16 protein-coding genes are annotated in these 15,642 nt (G+C 58.6%); 6 read left to right on the forward strand and 10 right to left on the reverse strand.

The genetic code is table 11. The annotated features are described in order from the left end of the window. Positions 1-74 precede the first annotated feature (74 nt). Entirely contained in the window at positions 75-968 is an 894-nt protein-coding gene (locus ACM6IQ_RS23985; RefSeq protein WP_414880130.1) for an AraC family transcriptional regulator N-terminal domain-containing protein, read from the forward strand. Positions 969-975: 7 nt separating this feature from the next. Here the strand turns inward: ACM6IQ_RS23985 and ACM6IQ_RS23990 are convergent, their stop codons facing one another. The 3 genes from ACM6IQ_RS23990 to ACM6IQ_RS24000 are packed head-to-tail and all read right to left on the reverse strand — an operon-like array spanning position 976 to position 2,908. Continuing rightward, positions 976-1,962 carry a saccharopine dehydrogenase family protein gene (locus ACM6IQ_RS23990; RefSeq protein WP_414880021.1) on the reverse strand — a complete coding sequence of 329 codons (987 nt, stop codon included), beginning with the start codon at positions 1,960-1,962 and terminating at the stop codon, positions 976-978. Continuing rightward, a complete protein-coding gene (locus tag ACM6IQ_RS23995; protein ID WP_414880022.1) occupies positions 1,959-2,147 on the reverse strand; it encodes a hypothetical protein in 189 nt (62 codons plus the stop codon). The genes ACM6IQ_RS23990 and ACM6IQ_RS23995 overlap by 4 nt, the downstream gene beginning before the upstream one ends. Before the next feature lie 17 nt (positions 2,148-2,164). Further along, positions 2,165-2,908, reverse strand: a complete 744-nt coding sequence (locus ACM6IQ_RS24000; protein WP_017338324.1) for an SDR family NAD(P)-dependent oxidoreductase — start codon at positions 2,906-2,908, stop codon at positions 2,165-2,167. Positions 2,909-3,047: 139 nt separating this feature from the next. Here ACM6IQ_RS24000 and ACM6IQ_RS24005 point away from each other — a divergent pair, with 139 nt between their 5' ends. Continuing rightward, positions 3,048-3,941, forward strand: coding sequence for an AraC family transcriptional regulator N-terminal domain-containing protein (locus ACM6IQ_RS24005; RefSeq protein WP_414880131.1), 894 nt, complete (start codon positions 3,048-3,050; stop codon positions 3,939-3,941). 82 nt (positions 3,942-4,023) lie between these two features. On the opposite strand, the gene ACM6IQ_RS24010 is transcribed toward ACM6IQ_RS24005, so the two are convergent. Both ACM6IQ_RS24010 and ACM6IQ_RS24015 read right to left on the reverse strand, forming a co-directional pair. Next, on the reverse strand, positions 4,024-4,965 hold the full coding sequence (locus ACM6IQ_RS24010; protein ID WP_017338322.1) for an AEC family transporter: 942 nt from the start codon (positions 4,963-4,965) through the stop codon (positions 4,024-4,026). A gap of 117 nt (positions 4,966-5,082) precedes the next feature. After that, entirely contained in the window at positions 5,083-6,189 is a 1,107-nt protein-coding gene (locus ACM6IQ_RS24015; protein WP_414880023.1) for a mandelate racemase/muconate lactonizing enzyme family protein, read from the reverse strand. Positions 6,190-6,452: 263 nt separating this feature from the next. Between ACM6IQ_RS24015 and ACM6IQ_RS24020 the strand changes: the two genes are divergently transcribed. Next, the gene (locus tag ACM6IQ_RS24020) at positions 6,453-7,187 is read left to right on the forward strand and encodes a FadR/GntR family transcriptional regulator (RefSeq protein ID WP_017338319.1); all 735 of its coding nucleotides are present in this window, start codon (positions 6,453-6,455) and stop codon (positions 7,185-7,187) included. A gap of 75 nt (positions 7,188-7,262) precedes the next feature. On the opposite strand, the gene ACM6IQ_RS24025 is transcribed toward ACM6IQ_RS24020, so the two are convergent. The 3 genes from ACM6IQ_RS24025 to ACM6IQ_RS24035 all read right to left on the reverse strand — a co-directional run bounded on the left by ACM6IQ_RS24025 (position 7,263) and on the right by ACM6IQ_RS24035 (position 10,424). Continuing rightward, entirely contained in the window at positions 7,263-8,357 is a 1,095-nt protein-coding gene (locus tag ACM6IQ_RS24025; protein ID WP_414880024.1) for an alkene reductase, read from the reverse strand. A 29-nt stretch (positions 8,358-8,386) separates the two neighbouring features. Next, positions 8,387-9,409, reverse strand: a complete 1,023-nt coding sequence (locus ACM6IQ_RS24030; RefSeq protein WP_414880025.1) for an LLM class oxidoreductase — start codon at positions 9,407-9,409, stop codon at positions 8,387-8,389. Positions 9,410-9,515: 106 nt separating this feature from the next. Then, positions 9,516-10,424 carry a LysR family transcriptional regulator gene (locus ACM6IQ_RS24035; RefSeq protein WP_017338316.1) on the reverse strand — a complete coding sequence of 303 codons (909 nt, stop codon included), beginning with the start codon at positions 10,422-10,424 and terminating at the stop codon, positions 9,516-9,518. Positions 10,425-10,642: 218 nt separating this feature from the next. On the opposite strand from ACM6IQ_RS24035, the gene ACM6IQ_RS24040 reads away from it, so the two are divergent. Continuing rightward, complete coding sequence (locus ACM6IQ_RS24040) at positions 10,643-12,502, forward strand: ABC transporter ATP-binding protein (RefSeq protein ID WP_414880026.1); 1,860 nt, start codon at positions 10,643-10,645, stop codon at positions 12,500-12,502. A 141-nt stretch (positions 12,503-12,643) separates the two neighbouring features. After that, positions 12,644-12,964: an isochorismate lyase gene (locus ACM6IQ_RS24045; protein ID WP_414880027.1), complete on the forward strand. Its 321-nt coding sequence runs from the start codon at positions 12,644-12,646 to the stop codon at positions 12,962-12,964. Positions 12,965-13,089: 125 nt separating this feature from the next. On the opposite strand, the gene arsN2 is transcribed toward ACM6IQ_RS24045, so the two are convergent. Then, complete coding sequence (gene arsN2, locus ACM6IQ_RS24050; RefSeq protein ID WP_414880028.1) at positions 13,090-13,539, reverse strand: arsenic resistance N-acetyltransferase ArsN2; 450 nt, start codon at positions 13,537-13,539, stop codon at positions 13,090-13,092. A gap of 436 nt (positions 13,540-13,975) precedes the next feature. Between arsN2 and ACM6IQ_RS24055 the strand changes: the two genes are divergently transcribed. Next, entirely contained in the window at positions 13,976-14,485 is a 510-nt protein-coding gene (locus tag ACM6IQ_RS24055) for a YkgB family protein (protein ID WP_017338311.1), read from the forward strand. A gap of 44 nt (positions 14,486-14,529) precedes the next feature. Here the strand turns inward: ACM6IQ_RS24055 and ACM6IQ_RS24060 are convergent, their stop codons facing one another. After that, positions 14,530-15,375 carry an AraC family transcriptional regulator gene (locus ACM6IQ_RS24060; RefSeq protein ID WP_017338310.1) on the reverse strand — a complete coding sequence of 282 codons (846 nt, stop codon included), beginning with the start codon at positions 15,373-15,375 and terminating at the stop codon, positions 14,530-14,532. Positions 15,376-15,642 lie beyond the last annotated feature (267 nt).

The raw sequence follows: 15,642 nt of genomic DNA on the forward strand, positions 1-15,642 counted from the left end.
ATCCTTGCCTATTCTTCTCAGCTGGCTTGCTATGCCCCGGCATTTAGCCCACGGTGGGCCACATGGAAAAGTCGATGGCAGAACTGCGCAGTATCGTGATGCGCGCGCAAGACAAGTGGACGGAAACCGGATTGCCCCGGGTGGCGATGGTCCGGGCCGAGGCTTGTGCATCTCAGGTTTATCAGCCGATGTTGCATCTGGTGCTCCAGGGCACCAAGACCCTGTCCATAGGGGAAGAGGTTTCCCGGTACACGGCCGGCAGCTATTTTCTGGTGCCTGTCGATATACCCGCTACGGGCCAGATTCACTCCAGCGCCGTGGATCAACCCTATCTCGCGATCAGCCTGACCCTGAACCCCGACGTGATCGCTACACTGCTGATGGACGAAGGCAAAGCGCCAAGGGCAGCGCAAAATTCGTGTTTTGAAGCCGTGCTCGCGCCTGCTGAAATGATTGACGCGTGGCTACGCATGATGCGGCTGATGGATCGCCCGCACGAGGCTGCACTACTCGCCCCGATGATTGAACGTGAGATCTTGTTCCGCGCCTTGCAGGGCCCCCTGGGGGGTATTCTCCGTGACGTTGCACGACCAGATGGCCGGATGACGCAGATCCGCCGTGCCACCCAGTGGATACGTGAGCACTACACCGAGCCTTTTCGCGTCGAACCCCTCGCGGTCATGACCGACATGAGCGTTGCAGCCTTCTACAGGCATTTCAAATCCGTGACGGCCATGACCCCGATTCAATACCAGAAGCGCTTGCGCTTGCTGAGGGCGCGCTGGTTGCTGCTGTTCGATACGCTGGATGCCACGTCCATCGCCTACCAGGTGGGTTATGAAAGCGCCTCGCAATTCAATCGCGAATACGCGCGACTGTTCGGGCTGCCGCCTGTGCGGGACGCGGCGAGATTCAGGTCTCCCCAGCCCGTAAAGAGCCCTGCCAGTGAGCTGACGACGGCCTCTTGAGCAACAGTTATCGGTCCTGGAGATCGGTAATCACCGTCCCGGCAATACTCTGGGCAAATCCACCACCGAAGACCTGCGCCGGGGTTGCAAAACCCGGCCGCCGTTCGCCATTCAAAACCCGGCGCGCTGCTTCGACGGCGGCCAGTGGCGTGAAGGAATACCCATTCATCGTTTCAATGACCGAACGTGCGATGACGCCGTCTGCTCCTGTAACCTCCACCGCCGCACGTGCCCGATGGCCATCCCTTTCCTCTGCGGTGGGGCCATCAGGAAGTAGCGACAGGTCGCCTTCGGGGAACGCATCGCCAGAGAGATGCACGAACATCGCAATATCAGGGATACCAGTCGAATGCCAGCCCGTCACAAGGTCACCGAAAGACAGCGGCGCGCAGAGGACCGGTCCCTCACCAAAATCAAAGTGACGTGGCTGGGCATCAGGCGTTGCAACGAGTTCGCCATCGACCCTCGCGAGCACGCCGGCACCGATGATTTCGCTGACGCTCCTGGCCGAGCCACGGGACATCGACCCTGGGACCTGAAGCCCGATGTTCAGAGCGCGAGGCTGTTGGACCCGCTGAGCGACGTGCACCGCCAGCGAGTCCGTAGGGACAACGTCCCAGCCGACGCCTGGCAACAACAGGGTCTGTGCCCTGGCCGCTTCAACGTGCAGCGTTTCGGCCAGCCGGTAAACGTTGATCTCGGCGGTAATGTCCAGATAGTCGATCCCGGCCTTGATGCAGGCGCGCATCAACGCCTCTGCCGTTTGCGCAAATGGCCCCGCGAAGTTCAGCAATACCGTGATGCCAGACAAGGCATTCTCGGCATCCGGGCCCGCATCAAATACGCGAAAAGGCACGTCCAGATGCGCGGCGAGTGTCGCGAGTGGCGAGTGACTGCGCCCGCCGATTTCGAAGTTCAGACCCAGCGCTTTCGCGTGTTCTGCTGCCATGCGACCGGTATAACCTGTCGCTCCGTAGATCAGAAGTGTGCTCATTGGACGTGCTGCCCTTTTTTGTAGACGAATTCCAGGCTATTCCCATCCGGGTCCAGCACATTGGCGGCGTAGTAATCGGGGTCATACTGCAAGCGTGCGGTGATACCCAATGGCACCAGGGCAGCCTCGTAGAAATTCATGGAACGTGCGATGTCGCTCACCGACAGGAAAATATGATCCAGCATGTCAAACCCTCGCTTGTTCAGATGTTGTAGCCGCCTGCGACTTCGATGGTCTGGGCATTGATCCAGGCGCCCTCCTCGGACAGCAACATGGCGATCACTCGCGCGACGTCTTCCGGCTCGCCGACCCTGCCGAGCGCCGTTTGCGCCGCCAACATTGCCTCGAATTCATCATTCAGACCGCCACCCAATTCGGTGCGGATAGCGCCGGGGGACACGGCATTGGCACGGATGCGTCGTTCGCCAAACTCTTTGGCCATGTAACGGGTCAGTACTTCGAGCCCGCCCTTGAACGCCGCATAGGGTGCCACTCCGGCAGTGGCTACGCGGGTGGTGGCACTGCTCAGATTGACGATACTGGCGTGCTCCGCCAGCAAGGGCAGCAAAGCCTGGGTGAGAAAAAACGGGCCTTTGAGGTGGACATTGAACAGGCCATCGAACTGCGCTTCGCTGACGGTTGCCAAGGGGTTGAACAAGCCGTAGCCCGCGTTATTGACCAGGCCGCTCAGCGTGGTGGAGCCCCAGGTTTCCCCCAGGGCCAGGCGCACTGACTCCCGAAACGCCTCGAAGCTGCCGACATCAGACACATCGAGCTTGAGCGCAACAGCCTTGCCACCGTGTCGCTCGATGCGCCCCACGACCGTAGCGGCCGCCTGCGGGTCAGAGTTGTAGGTCAGGATGACCCCCATACCTCGTTGAGCCGCGTGTTCGGCTGTACTCGCACCGATGCCACGGCTGCCGCCAGTAATGACGATTACGCCCATATCAAATGTCCCCTGTGGTTCAAACGTGCCTCCACAGTACTCATCGTTCTCGCCAGGGACGTACCCGTTCCTGCTCGAAACCTGCCTGTTTCTGCTTTTTGCTTGCACGGCTTCGTGCTCCGCCCGCAACATGCTGCGCATGGACAATCAATTGAATGAACTCAGGTCGCTAGCGGCCAAGGCTGAAAATCGCCGCACTGAAACGGGCATCCCGCGAGTGGCCATGGTCCAGGGCAAAATCCCCGAGCACATGCTGGCGGCGGTCTATGACCCGATGATCAACCTGATCCTGCAAGGCAGCAAAAGCATGACGGTGGGCGACCGGACGCTGCGGTATGACCCGGCGACCTATTTCGTCATGTCCATTGGCTTGCCAGCGGTGGGGTCGGTGCACCCAGCGGTGTCAGGAGAGCCGTATCTGGCGGTCAGCCTGACGCTTGATCCTGCAGTGTTGTCCACGCTGTTCGCCGACCTGCCCAAACCTGCCGCACGCTACGAAAACAATGCCGGGTTTTCAGTGGCGTCGGTCACGACCGAGCTGATGGATGCGTGGGTGCGCATGCTGCGGCTGATGGGCGACCCGGATGCCATAGCCGCCCTCGCCCCGGTATACGAACGTGAAATTCTGTTCCGTGTCCTCAAGGGGCCCCATGGCTGGATGCTGCGGGATATAGCAGCGCCGGATACCGCCATGGCCCGAGTGAATATGGCTATCCAATGGATCCGCCGTGACTTTGCTGAGCCCATCGGGATCGAGCGCCTGGCGGAACGCGCGTCGATGAGTGTCTCGGCGTTTCATCGCCACTTCAAGGCGGTCACCAACTTGAGCCCTTTGCAGTACCAGAAAAGGGTTCGCCTGCTCCAGGCCAGAACCCTGATGGTGGCCAGCGCGAAGAGCGTCATGGCTGCGGCCTTCGAGGTCGGCTATGAAAGCGCGACGCAATTCAGCCGAGATTACGTTCGGGTGTTCGGGCTTCCTCCCGCACAAGATGCCGGCAGAATCCTCAGGGAGACCCGAGCTTTCAGAAGTTAGTCCCGGCCTGTGACAGGCGGAACAAAACCAGGCGTGGTATTTCGACACGAGTGCCTCATACCCCGCCATCCGGAATCGACAATCAGGCTGCGGCCAGTCCTCCATCAATCAGGTAGATCGCGAAAGAAAAAGTCACGATCGACAGCACCGTACTGACCAGAATGGAGGTCGCGGCTTCACTCTGATAGGCGCCCGTCTGGTTCGCAAACATCGCCGGGATCGTCGCCGACGGCAGCGCGCAAAGCAGGATCATCTGTTGGGCGTAAAGTCCATGTGTGCCCAGCAATACAGTGGCGGCGAACATCAACACCGGGTGAATAAACAGCTTGAGCCCGAGGTTGCCCCACACTTCACCCGACATTTTCAGTTTCTCGGACGACATGATCAGTCCGAGGCACAACAGGGAGACGCCAGGCGTCGCCTTGCCGAGAAGGTTGAGTGACTCCACAGCAATGGGCGGCATTTTGACCTGCAGCAGTGAGATCAGTATGCCAAGGGCCGGCGCCCACATCAGCGGACGGCGTACCGCTCCCGACAGGCTCGACACGAACGCCTGGGTGCCACTGCCCTTTCCATCGGCGATGGTCAGCAACATGGTCGTCAGCGGGATCATGACCAGGCTCGCAACCAGATTCAGCACAAGCACTGAATAGATGCTGCCGGCCCCGTACATCGTCGCGAGAATAGGGATGCCCATGAAGGCCGCGTCCGGGTAACCGTTGACGAAGCCCTTGAGCGTTGCAACCTTGAGATTGCGCGTGGTGAACCAGCCGATCGCCAGCGCTATCGTGTACATGCCCATGATGCCGATGAACGTGGCCACGACGAACTTGAAGTCGAACAACTGCTCACGGGGCGTACTCGCCATCCCGACAAACAGCAGCGCCGGGAATATCCAGCCGAGTACCAACCGGCTGATCAGCAGGCTGTCCGAATGGGTAAGCCGTCCGCGCTTGCCGGCGATATAGCCAAGCGCAATCACAAAGGCGACGGGCAAGATTGGCCCTACGATCCTGTCTAACATGTGCTCAATCCTCGTATTTATTTTTATCAAGAATGTCGTCGTGGCTGATCGAGGCCGACACGGCGGCGGCCGCATTGGCGTCGATCAAACGAGGCAATGACCTGGCGGTCTTTGCGATCAGGGTTTGAAGCGGTAGTCCTGAATGACGTCCTGGTCCGGCTCGATGCCAAGCCCCGGCCCTTGCGGTACGTCGATACGGCCATTGCGCGGAATGATGGCGTCGCCATAGAGCTGCGCTTCGAGATCGAAGTAACGCCATTCGACCAGTGACTTCGCACCGCCGAGGGCGGCACTTCCATGCACGGCGGCCAGCAGGCCTGGACCGTCATAAAAGGCGTGGACCATCACGGTGACGCCGTGGGCATTGGCCAGCGCGTAGACTTTTTGCAGTTCGGTGATGCCGCCCATTTTTGCCGGGCTGGGTTGAATGAAGTCGACTGCACCGGCTTCAAGCAGATGCTGGAAGTCCATCAGCGTCGACGCATTCTCACCGGCCGCAACCGGAATGCCGCCTTGCTGACGTACCCTCGCCAGACCCGAATAGTCTTCCGGCGGCCACACCGGTTCTTCGATCCAGCGCAGGTTCAACGGGCGAAGTTTCTCGGTCATATCGAGCGCTTCGCGCACCGTCCACGGGGCGTTGACGTCGAGCGTGATTTCCACGCCAGGACCCGCGGCTTCGCACGCGGCACGGATGACATCGACATCAACCTCATGCAGCTTCAAGTGTCGAAAACCGCTGTTGACCGCGCGCTGCACATTGATGCGAATGAGCTCGGGGTCGGCATAGCGGATCAAGCTTGCATACGCCGCGAGTGAAGTAGCCTCGCTGCCGCCCAGCAGTTGGTAGACCGGTTTACCGGCCGCTTTGCCAGCGATATCCCAGAGCGCGATATCAATCGCCGACAGACCATAAATGAACGCACCGCTGCGACCGAAGACGTGGAACTTCTTCTGCAGATCGCCCTGCAATTTCTCGCGACGCGTGACATCACTGCCGATCAGCTCGGGCGCAAGGATCGTGTCGATCACGACTTTCACTGCAGGGATCGCGGTGAAACCGAAGGTCTCGCCCCAACCGACGATACCGTCATCCGTGGTGACTTTAACCACGAGAGAATCGACCATCTGAAGGTCTTTCGGCCCCCAGACTCCGCCGGCCGACCGCCCGCCCGTGGTGAAGGGAATCCGAAGCGGAATGGTTTCAATGCTGGCAATTTTCATAAGGCTGCGCCTCAAGCAGGTTGCGAAGGTGATGCGGCGTTTTGGGGGGTTCGCCCACATCAGACTGAGGACAACGTACATGACGTTCTGTTGTCCTTCAACTGAACAACTGCTGCTTTGCGTCAGACTTTGGTCTAGATCAAACTTAACTTATTGTTATTAAAGTGTTTTTTATTTTATGCAGTTAATGAAATTCAGTTTTAACTGACGGGAACAAGTCGGCTGATGTAGATTAAGAAGACAAGTGAAACGGATGAACACGCATGAGTGAAATGAATGTACAACCCGTAGCGCGGCGACCTCATCTTGCCGAGCACATCGCCCGCTCGTTGAGCGACGAGATTGCATCGGGACGTCTGCGGCCGGGCGACCGTTTGCCCACCGAGCAGTTTCTGTCGCAAAACTTCGGCGTCAGCAGGAACGTCGTACGGGAAGGGATCGCGACGCTTCGAGCGCAGGGGCTGATCCAGTCTCGCCAGGGCGTTGGCGTATTCGTCTCGGCCGCGACCCAATCGCCGGAGCCTTCCCCCCAGCGCGAGAACGTGCCGTTGCTGGACGGTGACAATACGATGCGCAACATGTTCGAAGTGCGGGCCGTACTGGAAAGCCAGGCTGCCGCGCTGGCGGCGTCGCACATGACGCCCCAAAAGCTGAAAATGATCCAGGCTGCGGTCCTGCGAATGCAATACGTAGGCGAACCGACGCTGGACACTGTCAATGCCGACCTCGACTTCCATCGGGCTGTGGCCGCAGCGTCTGGCAACGACTATCTCGAGACGATGATTCGCACGGTGCTCGAGCCGATGCGGGCACTGATCACCATGAACTTTGCGCGACGAGGCCCGGTGTTCAGCAACATTCCGCATGCGGCACGCGGTGAGCATGAAGACCTCGTGCAGGCTTTGACCGACCGGAACGCGACGGCGGCACGTCAGATCATGGGGCAGCACATCGTCAATGCAGCCTCACGATTCGGCTACGAAATCAATTTCTTCTGACGTGCACTGCCGACGGCGGTTGTTTCGTTGTCCTACAAGAAAGACAGGGGATGACACGCCGCTATCGCGGTATCCCTAGAATGCCTTCTGCGCATCTTGCGACGCGTAAGCAGGATAATCGATGTAGCCTTGAGCGCCGCCGCCATAAAAGGCTTCACGACCTGCTTCGGCCAATGGCCAGCCATGCCGCAAGCGATCGACCAGATCCGGGTTGGCAATGAACGGTCGACCGAAAACCGCCAGGTCTGCCAACCCGTCATCGATGGCTTGTTGCGCGGTTACGTGGGTGAACCCGCCCGACAGGATCAAGGTGCCGCAGTAAGCCGCGCGGATGGCTTTCTGAAAGTCTGGCGTGCCCAAGTGGCTGGCGTGCAGATAAGCGATCTCGCGTTGGGACAGGGCTCCAGCCAGTGCAAGCCACGTTGCCTCTTCTTCATCGAACGCGTGCAGATCGGCCAGCCGCGCAAAAGGCGATATGCGCACGCCCACCTTCGATCGGCCGATCTGCGCACTCACCGCGTCGACCGTTTCAAGTAACAAACGCAAGCGATTGGCAATTGTGGCGCCACCGTAACGGTCTTCACGGGTGTTGAAGCCGCCGTTGATGAACTGTTCAAACAGGTAGCCGTTACCCGCATGAATTTCGACGCCGTCAAAACCCGCGGTCATGGCATTTTTTGCGGCCAGTCGAAAGTCTGCGATGACCTGTCGAATACCCTCGGCATCCAAAGCAACGGGCGCGCTCACCGGCACCTGCGCAGGCTGACCTTCACTGTCATAAGCGTGTACCAACGTTTGCGCGGCAGATACCGCCACAGGTGCAACCGGTGCCCTCCCCTCCAGCAAGGACGAGTGCGAGACCCGCCCCACATGCCAGAGCTGAATGACAATGCGCCCCCCGGCAAGGTGAACCGCGTCAGTGACGCGTTTCCAGCCTTCAATCTGCGCGGGTGTGTGGATCCCCGGGGTGTACAGGTAGCCACGCCCCTGCGCCGACACCTGGGCGCTTTCGGTGATGATCAGGCCTGCTCCCGCGCGCTGGGCATAGTAGATCGCCATATCCGCAGACGGCACGGTGTCCTTGACGCGGGCGCGGGTCATCGGCGCCATGACGATGCGATTGGGCAGTCGTTGACCCGCCAGATCGTAAGACTCAAAAAGAGATGACATGTATCGATCCTCCGAGGGTGGGCCAAACCTCAAACATGCGACGGGAAGAACGGCAAGATGTGCTCAGCGAGCTCGTCAAGAATCTCGCCGTAGGGTTGCCGGCTGACCTTGGGGTTGAGCGCGATATGCGAAATCCCGGCAGCCTGCGCTTGCTCCAGGTAATTGCGCAGACCGTTACGCCCCGCCCGGAAGCCTCCCTGGATGCGCTGGAATGGCTGGTCCGGGTTGTCGCTGAGGTCGAAATAACCGCCTAGCCCTAACGGCTTGAAAGCATTTCGGCCTTCGATTTCACGCACTCTGGCGTGCCAGCTCTCGCCCAACGATGCCAACCGCTCGGGGCTTTGCACGCCGGCCAGATAGCCATCAAGGTGTTCAGCCAGCCACTCAATGCTCTGCTGCGCCTGGCCGACAGCGATTGAAGGAACGCGCCCATACGGCGCTTTCGGCACCAGGTCGAGGTTTCCAGGCGAGCCGCCGAATCGCTCAGAGCGAAAGCGCGGAAAGTCCTGCTCAATCAAAGTGCGAAACACCGAGAAGGCATCACGGTAGCGATCACCACGGGTTTCATAATCGATACCCAGCATCGGGTAGTCGCTGTATCGATCGCCCGAGGACAACCCCAACACCAGGCGCCCTTCGCTCAACTGATCGAGGGACGTCGCTTGCTTGGCCAGATACATAGGCTCATGGGTAGGCAGCACGATGCCGGTGGTTCCCAGGACTATGCTGCGTGTAGCTGCGGCCAGGAAGCCGATGTAAACCAGGGGCTCAAAGATGTGCGCCACATCGTTGTAATCCGGATCGTAGAAAGGAATGTCACGCATCCACAGCGCGCCAAAACCAAGCGCCTCCGCGCGTTGCGCCATTTCCACGTGACCACGCATGGTGGGTGCCGCTCGGCCAGCATGGGTTTCGAGGGGCAAAATCAGGCCAACCGTCAGCGTCTGTGGTTGAAACAGGCGTTGAAAACCAGGGTGACGCTCAAGCGAAGGATCGGCGGTCGGTAACGCGACAGGTTGCACTTGTGGCGAGAGTTGGGTGGCGATAGTCATGATGGCAGTCTCGGTGAGTGTCGATGACTGACATATTTATTGAATCCTCAAACCGGATAAACAACACCGGCAGACCATCACACGGTCCAATGAGTCCCCAATATGCTCAGGTTTCCCAAGGCACTCCTGATTCCCAACGCTCGATCAACAGATCAATAAATGCGCGGACACGCGGCGACAACTGACGCTTGCTCGGGTAGACAACCCGGATGGGGTCGGGCGCTGCTCGATAAGGCTTGAGTACTTCCACCAACGTTCCGTCGCGCAAGTCGTTACCGGTGATATAGGTCGGCAAGTGAATCAGGCCAATGCCCGTCAGCGCCGCTTCGCGCATGGCTTCAGAACTGTCAATGTTCAGCCGCCCGGGTTGTTCATATAAATAAAGGCCGGTGGGCGTCTGGTAACGCCAGACACTGGCCTGGCCACTGATGAACGCGATGGTGTCATGCCCTACAAGATCTGCAGGCGTTTGCGGTACACCGCAACGGGCCAGATACGAGGGCGAGGCACATGTTGCGAACTGCTGCCAACCCACGGTTCTGGTCAACAGTTGTGAATCGTCTTTGGGCGTGCCAATGCGGATGGCGATGTCGACACCCTCTTCGACGAGGTCGACAAAGCGATCGGTAAACCAGACGTCCGCACGCAGTTCAGGCCACTGTTTCAGATAAGCATCCAGAATCGGCAGGATATGGCGCTGACCGAAGGAAAGGGGCGCTGTGAGTTTAAAAGTGCCGGTCGGCCGTCCACGGCGCAAGGCCATGGTTGCATCCACCTCATCAAGATCCTCGAGAATCTGCTTCCAGCGTTCGTAGGCGACCTGCCCCTCGTCAGTCAGGCTCAGTTTGCGCGTCGTGCGATTCAGAAGCCGTGCTCCCATCCGGCCTTCAAGACGAACGATACTTTTACCGACAGCAGATCGGGTCAGCCCCAGTGAAGCGGCCGCGGAGGTAAAACTTCCAGCCTTCACAGCGCAGACAAACGCGGCGATGTCACCGAATCGGTTGGCTTCCATGGGTAGCTTGACTCCAGTGCATGGATACGTTGTAGCGGGACATGAAACCCGAAAGAGTGGTCTTTGCTGCCAGGCCGGGATCACAAATTATTACCCTGCCAAGGAGGTAATGTCACAGAATCACAAGCGGTGTCGAATCAAGACCTGTCTTGTGCTGATTGGCCATTGAGCGGTCCCTGGTGTCAGAATCCCTGAACTTGATCGTTTCGGTGACCACCATGCTTCGCTTATTTGAACAAAGACTCGACCCCTTCCCGCCCGACGAGGTACCGCCACCACCCGACGGCCTGGCTCGGTTCTTGTGGGCATGCACCCGGGGTGCGCGCGGCTACATTCTTGCGTTTGCGCTGCTCAGTGCCGCGGTATCGATCTACGAAGCCTGGCTGTTTTCTTTCCTCGGTCAGGTCGTGGACCTGCTCTCGACCTGGCAGGCCGGCGGTGAGGCGGCTGCGCAGGAAAGTCGCGTGTTGTGGGGCATGGGCATCGTGATGCTGACCAGCATCGGGCTGGTGGCGTTGCGTACCATGGTGCAACACCAGATATTGGCGATCAATCTGCCATTGCGGCTGCGGTGGGACTTCCACCGCCTGATGTTGCGGCAAAGCCTTTCGTTCTTTTCCGATGAGTTCTCCGGCCGGGTCACCACCAAGGTGATGCAGACCGCCCTGGCCGTGCGCGACGTGCTGTTCACCCTGATCGAGATCGCACCCGGAATCGGGGTGTACTTCATCGCGATCATCGCACTGGCCGGCGGCTTCGCACTGAAACTGATGCTGCCCTTCGTTGCCTGGATCCTGTTGTTCGGGCTGGCCATGCTCTACTTCGTCCCCCGCTTGGGGAAGGTCGGTCAGGAACAGGCCAACGCGCGCTCCTCGATGACCGGACGCATCTCCGATGCCTACACCAACATCACGACCGTGAAGCTGTTCTCCCATTCCAATCGTGAAGCGCACTTCGCGCGCGCGGCCATGGAGGACTTCAAGCAAACCGGCTTTCGCCAGATGCGTCTGGTCAGCCAATTCGAGATCGTCAACCAGGCGTTGGTGGTGGCGTTGATCATGGCCGCTGGCGGTTATGCCCTGTGGCTATGGCACCAAGGCGATGTCGGCGCAGGTGCCGTGGCGGCAATCACTGCCATGGCGTTGCGTATCAACGGCATGTCGCACTGGATCATGTGGCAGATGACCTCGCTGTTCGAGGGTATCGGCACGGTGCAGGATGGCATGGCCACCCTGACCCGCGGCCCCAAGGTGCAGGACGCGCCGGACGCAGGCGTGCTGGTGACCTCGGGCGGAGCGGTGACCTTCGACAACGTGAGCTTCAACTACAATGGCGAACGCCAGGTGCTCGATGGCCTGAGCCTGAACATTCGTCCGGGCGAAAAAATCGGCCTGGTGGGCCGCTCCGGCGCAGGCAAATCCACGCTCATCAACTTGCTGCTGCGCTTCTATGACGTCGACAGCGGGCAGATTCGCATTGACGGGCAAGACATTGCGCACGTGACACAAGACAGCCTGCGCAGCGCGATCGGCATGGTCACCCAGGATACGTCCCTGCTGCACCGCTCCATTCGCGACAACATTGCCTACGGTCGCCCCGATGCGACCGACGCGCAAATCCACAGTGCCGCGGCCAATGCCCAGGCCGATGAGTTCATCAGCCAACTGAGCGACCGCCAGGGACACACCGGCTACGACACCTTGGTCGGCGAGCGCGGCATCAAACTGTCGGGCGGTCAGCGTCAGCGCGTCGCCATTGCCCGAGTGATGCTCAAGAACGCCCCGATCCTGCTACTTGACGAGGCGACCAGCGCGCTGGATTCGGAAGTCGAAGTGGCCATTCAGGAAAGCCTCGATGAAATGATGAAGGGCAAAACCGTCATCGCCATCGCCCATCGGCTGTCCACGATTGCGGCGATGGATCGACTCATTGTCATGGACGATGGACGCATCATCGAACAGGGCACCCACACCGAATTGCTCGCCAGGAACGGCCTCTATGCGCGGCTGTGGCACCATCAGAGTGGCGGGTTCCTGGGGGAGGATCGGGGGGTGCCCGAGGCGATGGATCAGGTATGAGCGTGAATGCTCGGGGATGAGACCGCTCCTCGTGCTGCGGACAATGGATGTTATGGTGTTTTGGCTGTATCACGCACGACGATGCCGCGGCGATTCTCTTCCGAAGGCTCACCATTTTTTTCAACAAACGGAGTCACCTACATGGAAGTCATCAATCAGTTGCAACCCGCAGACTGTGCGGGCATGGAGGACATCCGACGCGAAATCGACGCCCTTGATCAGGTCGTTATCAAGCTGTTAGGCAAGCGTTTTCACTACGTGCTGGCTGCCTCGAAGTTCAAGACCTCGGCGACTTCGGTGCGTGCTCCGGAGCGTTTCAAGGCCATGCTGGCGAGACGTCGCGAGTGGGCCGAGGTCGAGGGCCTGAACCCGGATGCAATCGAAAAGATGTACAGCGACCTGGTAAACCATTTCATCGCCGAAGAGATGAAACACTGGGTGACTCATCAATCCGAGACCTGATTCTGGTGTCCGGACTTTCCGCTTTGGGTGATGGATTTCACTCCGTCGCGACATACAGAAAACGGCCAAAAGCGGGTGTTGGTTACCAACACTAGCAATGACCCAGAAGCGTTTCGATGGCTCACTCAGCGCAGAGGGGATCTGCTTAAAGTTTTGCGCAGGTAGCTTGCTGACGAAGGACACAAATGCTGGAACTGAGCTGTCTGGGCAATTGCGACAGGCGCTTTACCCCTATCAAGCAGTTCGTACCCGTTGGCCGTGAAAAAATCAACAGCGCTTTGGGTCAACAAATGCAGTCGGGCTGCGCCTCGGGAGACCGCGTGTTGTTCCAGTTCCGACAACACCGCTGTACCCAGTCCCGCTCCACGATGCTCCTCGCAAACGACCATAGAGCGCAGCAGGAGATCGGGGCCAGTACCCTCCAACCCTCCATAAGCAACCAGTTTCCCATCCACGTCGAATCGGTAGAACTGCCGCCCGGGATCGCTCACATCATCGCAGGGCAATCCAGCTTGACTCAAAGACGCACGGAGCTGGTTCAAACCGCTCGCTCCAACTTTAATCATCTGCATCATCAGTGCTCTTATAGGCTCTCTGACACTCAATGCTAGCAGGCTCAATCCTTGTCGCCGATCAATCGACAACGGCACTTAAATTCGTCCGTTTTGGGTCGGATAGCGACGGTCGCATACTAGCAATAGTGTTCATGGCTCGTCCTCCACGTTGAGGGGAGAACAGGGGTGGATCAGTCACAATTGCTGGTGGTCGCTATTCGACCCAAAGCCGACGTCGAGGACTCTTGTTTTATGCCATTCAGAAACGGTTTAAATGGTGCCGCCAGGGAGCATGGCGATCGCTTTAGACCTGAATGAGTCGAGACGATCTGCACCGAACGCAATACGTTCAGACGCCACGAGCGTGCGGACAAAGGCAACACTGTATCGACTCCCAACGCACACCGCGCAGGGATGCTGATTAGCGTTCCTCACCACACTCTTGGAAGCATTGATCATGAAAACCTTCAGAATCGAGAACTACGAAACCAACAGCGCACAAAACCCTTCAACGCTCGGGTTCAAAACCATGGCGCTTGGCATCTACGGGGCCTATTTTGCGCTCGCCGTCATTTACTTCTGGTTCGGCGGAATGAAGTTCACACACTACGAAGCGGTCGGGCTGGTTCCGCTGGTGAGCAACAGCCCTTTCCTGGGTTGGGTTTATGAGATTTTCAGTGTCGACACCTTCTCCAATCTGCTTGGCGTTCTGGAGGTCTCGATCGGAATACTGATTGCAGGTCGCTTGCTGTCACCGAAGCTTTCTTTGGTAGGTGGCGTGCTCTCTGCCGGACTCTTTTTCACCACCTTGAGCTTCATGTTCTCGACCCCCGGCGTGATCGAACCCGGCCTCGGTTTTCCCGCTATTACGGTCGCTCCTGGTCAGTTTCTACTTAAAGACATCGGGTTACTTGCCGCTTCGATTTTCGTGGCCGGCCATTCTCTGACGGAGCTGGAACGCCGTTGAGCCGATGATCGACCACCCGGGATGGCCCGGAGCAGTTAGATGTTTCAGGCCATAGCTCCATCATCTGAACCTGCCAGGTCTTTAATCCAGTCCCGAGGACTGTAGCCAGTCTTGCGTCGAAACGCGCGTGCAAGTGCCGAAGGACTTTCATAACCGACTTCGGAGGCGATCAGTGTAATCGACCGTCCTTCACGAAGTCGCTTCTGCGCCAGGCTGATACGCCAACTCAGCAGATAATCGGCGGGCGTCTGCCCGATAACGGCCCGGAAATGCACCGCGTAGGCCGCGCGAGACATGTTCGATTCGCTCGCCAGTTCCGCAATTGACCAAGCACGATGAGGTGCGTTGTGAATCTGCACCAAAGAGCGCGACAACCGCGGGTCAGCCAGTCCAGCCATCATTCCAGTACGCAACTGGTTGTGATCAAGCAGATGTCGAAACAACAGGATGACCAGCAGTTCGAATAACCGTCCCAGCGCTGCCTCCCGGCCACAATGTGCACCCGCCGCCTCGCCGAACATCCACTTCAACGTATCGGCCAGCATTGGCAGTTCATCCAGGGACAACACCAGACAATCGGGTAACGAAGCCGACAGCGGGTTATCGACCCCACCCTCAAACTCCATTGACGCACACAACAACTGAGCTCCCTCGGACTCACCGGCAAACAATTGATGCCGGCTGGGGCGCGGCATAAAAATCAGGCTGGGCCGGATCAGCAGCAATTCCTTACGATCGGCTCCCAGTAACGTAACACTGCCAGCTTGTAGCAGATGGATATACCCACGACCGTCAGCGCCGTCGTAAGACGACAAGCCGCACAGTTTGCCACTGTAAAACAGGTTTGCGCGCACGCCGAACTGTGACAACAAGGTAGACAAGCGATCCATGGGCAATCTCTTGGCAGAAATAGACGCCCAGATCATAACACCGCCGGATTGCGCCCCATCGTGACTCAAATGCTGTATTACCTGATGGGCTAAGTTCGATCAATCTTTGCCTGAAGTGACGGCCGCTTAGCGTCGATTACTACCCGTCACGACAGGCAGTAATCGGCCAGGAGCTGACACTTAAAAAGCGTTCTGAACGATCAGGTTCTCATGTCATGAAATCATCCTGCTGTCGTACCATCGGCACATCGACAGAACGGAGGTTGA

It is taken from the genome of Pseudomonas sp. IT-P100 (assembly GCF_949767185.1).
GTDB lineage: Bacteria > Pseudomonadota > Gammaproteobacteria > Pseudomonadales > Pseudomonadaceae > Aquipseudomonas > Aquipseudomonas fluorescens_B.

What these genes read in the sequence shown, in the direction of transcription:
- ACM6IQ_RS24025 (WP_414880024.1), bottom strand. Translation starts at nt 8,357, where the DNA reads ATGTCATCTCTTTTTGAGTCTTACGATCTGGCGGGTCAACGACTGCCC.
- ACM6IQ_RS24040 (WP_414880026.1), top strand. Translation starts at nt 10,643, where the DNA reads ATGCTTCGCTTATTTGAACAAAGACTCGACCCCTTCCCGCCCGACGAG.
- ACM6IQ_RS24010 (WP_017338322.1), bottom strand. Translation starts at nt 4,965, where the DNA reads ATGTTAGACAGGATCGTAGGGCCAATCTTGCCCGTCGCCTTTGTGATT.
- ACM6IQ_RS24005 (WP_414880131.1), top strand. Translation starts at nt 3,048, where the DNA reads ATGGACAATCAATTGAATGAACTCAGGTCGCTAGCGGCCAAGGCTGAA.
- ACM6IQ_RS23995 (WP_414880022.1), bottom strand. Translation starts at nt 2,147, where the DNA reads ATGCTGGATCATATTTTCCTGTCGGTGAGCGACATCGCACGTTCCATG.
- ACM6IQ_RS24030 (WP_414880025.1), bottom strand. Translation starts at nt 9,409, where the DNA reads ATGACTATCGCCACCCAACTCTCGCCACAAGTGCAACCTGTCGCGTTA.
- ACM6IQ_RS24035 (WP_017338316.1), bottom strand. Translation starts at nt 10,424, where the DNA reads ATGGAAGCCAACCGATTCGGTGACATCGCCGCGTTTGTCTGCGCTGTG.
- ACM6IQ_RS23990 (WP_414880021.1), bottom strand. Translation starts at nt 1,962, where the DNA reads ATGAGCACACTTCTGATCTACGGAGCGACAGGTTATACCGGTCGCATG.
- ACM6IQ_RS24000 (WP_017338324.1), bottom strand. Translation starts at nt 2,908, where the DNA reads ATGGGCGTAATCGTCATTACTGGCGGCAGCCGTGGCATCGGTGCGAGT.
- ACM6IQ_RS24055 (WP_017338311.1), top strand. Translation starts at nt 13,976, where the DNA reads ATGAAAACCTTCAGAATCGAGAACTACGAAACCAACAGCGCACAAAAC.
- ACM6IQ_RS24020 (WP_017338319.1), top strand. Translation starts at nt 6,453, where the DNA reads ATGAGTGAAATGAATGTACAACCCGTAGCGCGGCGACCTCATCTTGCC.
- ACM6IQ_RS24045 (WP_414880027.1), top strand. Translation starts at nt 12,644, where the DNA reads ATGGAAGTCATCAATCAGTTGCAACCCGCAGACTGTGCGGGCATGGAG.
- ACM6IQ_RS24060 (WP_017338310.1), bottom strand. Translation starts at nt 15,375, where the DNA reads ATGGATCGCTTGTCTACCTTGTTGTCACAGTTCGGCGTGCGCGCAAAC.
- arsN2 (WP_414880028.1), bottom strand. Translation starts at nt 13,539, where the DNA reads ATGATGCAGATGATTAAAGTTGGAGCGAGCGGTTTGAACCAGCTCCGT.
- ACM6IQ_RS23985 (WP_414880130.1), top strand. Translation starts at nt 75, where the DNA reads ATGGCAGAACTGCGCAGTATCGTGATGCGCGCGCAAGACAAGTGGACG.
- ACM6IQ_RS24015 (WP_414880023.1), bottom strand. Translation starts at nt 6,189, where the DNA reads ATGAAAATTGCCAGCATTGAAACCATTCCGCTTCGGATTCCCTTCACC.